The organism is Bartonella sp. AD13SXNS (genome assembly GCF_042196465.1).
Lineage (GTDB): Bacteria > Pseudomonadota > Alphaproteobacteria > Rhizobiales > Rhizobiaceae > Bartonella.
Map to the genome: position 1 here is coordinate 1 of NZ_JBHIQI010000030.1, position 5,588 is coordinate 5,588.

Consider the following 5,588-nt stretch of genomic DNA (forward strand, 5'->3'; position numbering starts at 1 on the left):
GCACCTGGTTTTTCCCATAATGCTAAAGTTGATGGAGGAGGTTGGTTAATACATCCAGCTGTAGTTAAGAGAGCTATGCAGCTCAATAGTTTTAAGATTTTTTTCATTTTCCCCTCTTTCAATGGATTTATTTACAATAAAAAGGCTCTAAAGCCTGTTGATATTTTATCTCCGTTTTTCAAGACAGTTCTGGACTGAGTTGAGATGGTAGATTGAGAAAACAATCCCACCGTTCCAAGCGAAGGCAAGGATGGCGGATTGTTGATCATCACTAGCAAGACTTAAGGTTTGCATTCAGGTGCATTTTTATATTTTTTACAAAAAGGGCTGTTTAAGCGCTTCTTGACACTGGGCCTCGGGATCACAGCACCTGGACGACAAATGGGCAAGTTTTCGGCTCTAAAAGTATAACACCACCCTCCCGCTCTTGCTACTTCTTCATCTTTATAGCGGAATCCTGATTGAATCATGCAAGCATAAGTTGTTGCTTTTGCATTGATGCTCTGCTTTCTATTTTCTGGAAATACATCATAAGGCGTTGGCATACCACATTCTAATAATGCTTTTCCTATTTCAGTAAAATCTGCTCCTGGCTTCTCCCAAGCAGTCAAGTATCCTGAAGGAGGCTTATTAAACTGACATCCAGCGATACTGAATAGAGTTACAGCACTTAATAATTTTAAGGTTTGTTTCATTTTTTACTCCATGATTTACTTGAAGGAACTTGTTCACGATGAGATGAGCCATAACGCACGTTACACTTATCGCCCGCGTCTCCAAGACAGGTATGGGGATTTATGGGATCTGAGAACATATTCCATGTTTCTTTCCACCAGTTACTACCAGCAGGTATTGTCTCGTAAGTATAGCCATTGCCGCCAATCCATCGGCTTACAAAGTCATATCTATTCCCATCAAAACCAATAGTGGTTTGTTTGCCATCACTCACATAACCTAACAGACCGGATGCAACTAAAACATTAAAGGCTGGTCCATAGAAATTGATATTCGTGTTGTCGGCTATACCGTGAACACCTTCTTGTTTGAAAGAATTCAGCATATTCCCCAATGACATGGTACCGCGGCTATGGCCATACTCTTCCAATCCCGTGTTACCATAGCGAGACATCAGATTTTTTGCTTCTTGTGTGGAATTGGTCAAACCCCAAAAGTTATTTTCCATAAACTTCTGGTAGCCTGCTACCAGAAGTTCTGAAATAGCAGAATCGGCTTCTGGGAACACCACAAAATAAAGCGGTGCATTTTTATCCTTCGCATGTTGAACCGCATAAACAGCGGCTTCCTCTGGTGGAGTAAAGATGCCATTAAAGGACACATGCACCTTGCCATCAGCACCTTTTTGTAAATGCTGCTTTTCTTCATCCGTTAAATAATGTGCGTGAGGAAACAATCGCGCCATTCCAAGTGAAGGCAAGGATGGCGGATTGTTAATCATCACAAACAGCAAGACTTAAGGTTTGCATTCAGGTGCATTTTTATATTTTTTACAAAAAGGGCTGTTTAAGCGCTTCTTGACACTGGGCCTCGGGATCACAGCACCTGGACGACAAATGGGCAAGTTTTCGGCTCTAAAAGTATAACACCACCCTCCCGCTCTTGCTACTTCTTCATCTTTATAGCGGAATCCTGATTGAATCATGCAAGCATAAGTTGTTGCTTTTGCATTGATGCTCTGCTTTCTATTTTCTGGAAATACATCATAAGGCGTTGGCATACCACATTCTAATAATGCTTTTCCTATTTCAGTAAAATCTGCTCCTGGCTTCTCCCAAGCAGTCAAGTATCCTGAAGGAGGCTTATTAAACTGACATCCTGCAATACCTAATAAAGTTACAGCACTTAATAATTTTACGATGTGTTTCATTTTTTACTCCATTATTTAATTCAAGGTTTTTGTTCACGATGAGATGTGCCATAGCGCCATGTACACTTATCACTCGCATCTCCAAGGCAAGTATGGGAGCTTATGGGATTCATGACCACTCTCCACCATTCTTTCCACATGTTACTACCAGCAGGGAGTGTCCCGTAGGTATAGCCATTGCCACCAATAATTCTGCTTACAAAGTCATATCTATTCCCATCAAAGCCAATAGTGGTTTGTTTGCCATCACTCACATAACCTAACAGACCGGATGCAACTAAAACATTAAAGGCTGGTCCATAGAAATTGATATTCGTGTTGTCGGCTATACCGTGAACACCTTCTTGTTTGAAAGAATTCAGCATATTCCCCAATGACATGGTACCGCGGCTATGGCCATACTCTTCCAATCCCGTGTTACCATAGCGAGACATCAGATTTTTTGCTTCTTGTGTGGAATTGGTCAAACCCCAAAAGTTATTTTCCATAAACTTCTGGTAGCCTGCTACCAGAAGTTCTGAAATAGCAGAATCGGCTTCTGGGAACACCACAAAATAAAGCGGTGCATTTTTATCCTTCGCATGTTGAACCGCATAAACAGCGGCTTCCTCTGGTGGAGTAAAGATGCCATTAAAGGACACATGCACCTTGCCATCAGCACCCTCTTGTAAATGCTGCTTTTCTTCATCCGTTAAATAATGTGCGTGAGGTATTGGTTGTCCACGAGCATCTCTTATAGGTACCCCATTTGCATCTATTTCATAGAGTATATTGCCATTTTCATCACGGTCGACCACGGCGATGGGGTGCTCTTTGATAAACATGGTTTTATAGGAGTCATCGCTGTATTTAAACCCTTCTTCTAAGAGTTGAGTTGCCATTTCGCGATTTTCATGGACGATTTGTTCCAGCTTGCCTACATCGAGCTGTTGTACACCCTTATGGGCGCTAGCAGTATCCCGATTAAGGGAGGCTATGGCTTGTTCCACATCTTGTCCTGTTAATGCCTTCTGCCCTGCTTCATCAGTAATGACAATGGTGCCATTGCTGATAGCAGATTTGGTATATCCTTCCTCTGAATCTTTAGCTTTTGAATGATCTAAGACATTTTTAGCAATGTTTTTCCCGACACCATATTTGCCCTGATACATCGGACCACCCGCCGAAATGCTTAAACCTTGGCTGCTAGCTTGAGCATGCGCACTGTTGCTGATATCACTGGTGCTAATGCTTCCTGTGGTCAGGCTGTTTTTTTCTGCCGGCGCGGTGCTTTCAATAATACCTCCGGTCAGCGTTGTTTTATCTTTAACGTTGATCTTAAAACCACCATCACCCGCTTTGATGCCTGATTGTTCCACAACACTATGATAATCACTAGAGGATTTATCCTTGTTCAAGGAAATATTGGTTGTGGCTGTACCATCCTTTTCTCGGCTATTATAACCAATGGAAACAGAGTTTTGCTTGCTGGAACTTTGTCCCGTATCACTGCGGCTGGTAATGGCAAAATCACCCCCTACTTCCATTTCTACACGCTCTCCAGAAACCACGGCGCCTGCCAATGTGGTGTTTGCACCACTCGTTGTGTGAACTGTGCCGGTGCCAATAATATGGCTGTTCTTCTGGTGAACCTCCTCACTGGAACCCTTGCCTTTACCAAAAGAAGCATTCCCCATCCACCCTGTACCACCGGTACCATAACTATACCCAACATTCATTGAAGCGCTTTGCGTGTGGTTTTCTGTGCTTTGCGTGTTTTGCGCACTTTCAAAGATGATATCTTTACCTGCTTCCATGGTGATATTCCCGCTCTGTTCATCATTGCTTTGTATCGGGTTTGTACCGGCAATAATATCGGCTCCAACACCATGGATGCTACCTTTGTGGGCTTGCATATTAACAGCGCGTCCTGCTTCTATTGTACCTGTTACCGCTGTAGAGGTCTGAACAGAGGCTTCTGCCTTCTCTGTCTTAAAGCCCACGGTTACGCTAGCAGAAACATCAGCAATATCACGAATAGACTGTTTGTTTCCACCTTTCATCCCATTATAAAGACCTTTGCCTTTGCTATAGAGATCATAGCCTTTTAGACCAGCAATAAGACCATTACCGATTTTGTGTTTTGTATCCCCATGACCAAAACGTTTGGCTGCATCCCTTACATCTTGTACAGCACCAAGAATGCCCACATTGACAGAGCCTGTCACACCAGCAAAAGACTTTTCATGTGTCTCTTTGCCGTTAGAGGTATCATAGCTTTCTGATAGGGTGATATTATTGCCGGCATCCATGTTGACATCACGATCCGCCGAAACAATGGCTGCTTGCATATTTACATCATTGTCAGCAGTAATCTGCACATCTTGGCGTGCCGTGATGTGTGATTGTGTGGAAGTGGTTTCCCATTGATCGCCCGTATCTTTGGCGCTTGCAATTCCAACACCTACAGAAGCACCGCTGTTGCTCTTTTCAAACTGAAACCCAAAGCCTTCCCGTTCTTCTACAGAGTTTGACTTATGGCTATTATGACCAACAAGCACATTCACATCATGCGCTGCGGTAAGATTAACATTTTCCCCTGCAAGATCAGAGCCAACAATTTTCACATCTTTTTTCTTGGCAGTGATGGTGATATTGCCATCCGCATTGAGAGAAGAACCTTGATGCTCAAAACTCTCTTCATTTTCTGTCTTTCCCTCACTCCCGTATATCGACACAAAGCCCTTGCCTGATCCTACACCAAAACCTGTTTCATGGGTTTCTGAATGGCTTTTATGGTGATCTGTCATGCCATCAATCGTCACATTTTCTCCGCTCACATTGATATCTTGACCGGAAAGCAGATGAGAAGCAGTGATTGTGGTCTCTTTGTCTGATTGCGTGATAATGTTGCCCGTCGCCCCAAGGATAGAGGAGACCGTTGTGGTATGCGATTGAGATGTATCGGACGATTCCTCATGCAAAAAGCCACTTGATGACGATTGTGCTTGCTGATCCAAGTGTTCTTGGGCGCCTTTTATGACAATCTTTCCCCCAGAGTGAATGGTAATATCCGCTTGTTTCTGTTCTCCTGGTGCTTTCTCTCCTGACGTTTCCTCTGCCTTACCGGCTACGAGCGTCGAGGCTACAACTTCCGTGTTGTTTCCGGAATCAATGGCAATGCCTTCACCCCCTGTTATGCTTGACCCCACAACTTGGCGCACATCCATCTTGTTATGCTCAGATTTACTGCTACTAAACACCCCACCGTCTTTATGGTACGACATCTCATAATGTAAGCTATCCTCTGCATTATTGATCAGGACATCGTTGCTGGCTTTCAGCCCTACCTTGCCATCAGCCGCAATGGAACTGCCTGTGATGCTAAGATCATGCGGTTTGCCATCCTGCCCTGCAATGACAGTGGTGTCACCTCCCGATTTTATCGAAGAGCCAACGGCATGAGAGGCTTGCATGTCCACTTTCGTGTTTTTGGTGCGAAGATGATACTCCATCTCATCGTTTCTCACCCCTATCGCTATCTCCCCTTGGGCACCAAGACCAACATTACCCTTGGCATCTATATCGGAAGCAGCAATATGGATATCGCCACCCGAGATAACAGTGGTATCTTTTCCAGAACTTAGATGAGAGCCATTGTGCAAGGCAACATGAGATGTTTCACTCCCATTCTGATTATCCATGCTGTTGCGTGTGGCATCAA

Annotated in this window: 5 protein-coding genes; 1 reads left to right on the forward strand and 4 read right to left on the reverse strand. The window is 43.9% G+C overall.

Going from position 1 to position 5,588, the window contains the following annotated elements:
- The coding region (locus ACFIMQ_RS08850; RefSeq protein WP_375703868.1) for a hypothetical protein at positions 1–198 on the forward strand (198 nt) is incomplete at its 5' end.
- A gap of 83 nt (positions 199–281) precedes the next feature.
- On the opposite strand, the gene ACFIMQ_RS08855 is transcribed toward ACFIMQ_RS08850, so the two are convergent.
- The 4 genes from ACFIMQ_RS08855 to ACFIMQ_RS08870 all read right to left on the reverse strand — a co-directional run.
- Positions 282–695, reverse strand: coding sequence for a hypothetical protein (locus ACFIMQ_RS08855; RefSeq protein ID WP_273790553.1), 414 nt, complete (start codon positions 693–695; stop codon positions 282–284).
- Complete coding sequence (locus ACFIMQ_RS08860; RefSeq protein WP_375703865.1) at positions 692–1,456, reverse strand: filamentous hemagglutinin; 765 nt, start codon at positions 1,454–1,456, stop codon at positions 692–694. The genes ACFIMQ_RS08855 and ACFIMQ_RS08860 overlap by 4 nt, the downstream gene beginning before the upstream one ends.
- 15 nt (positions 1,457–1,471) lie before the next feature.
- Positions 1,472–1,885: a hypothetical protein gene (locus tag ACFIMQ_RS08865; RefSeq protein WP_375703866.1), complete on the reverse strand. Its 414-nt coding sequence runs from the start codon at positions 1,883–1,885 to the stop codon at positions 1,472–1,474.
- 20 nt (positions 1,886–1,905) lie between these two features.
- The coding region (locus ACFIMQ_RS08870) for a hemagglutinin repeat-containing protein (protein WP_375703867.1) at positions 1,906–5,588 on the reverse strand (3,683 nt) is incomplete at its 5' end.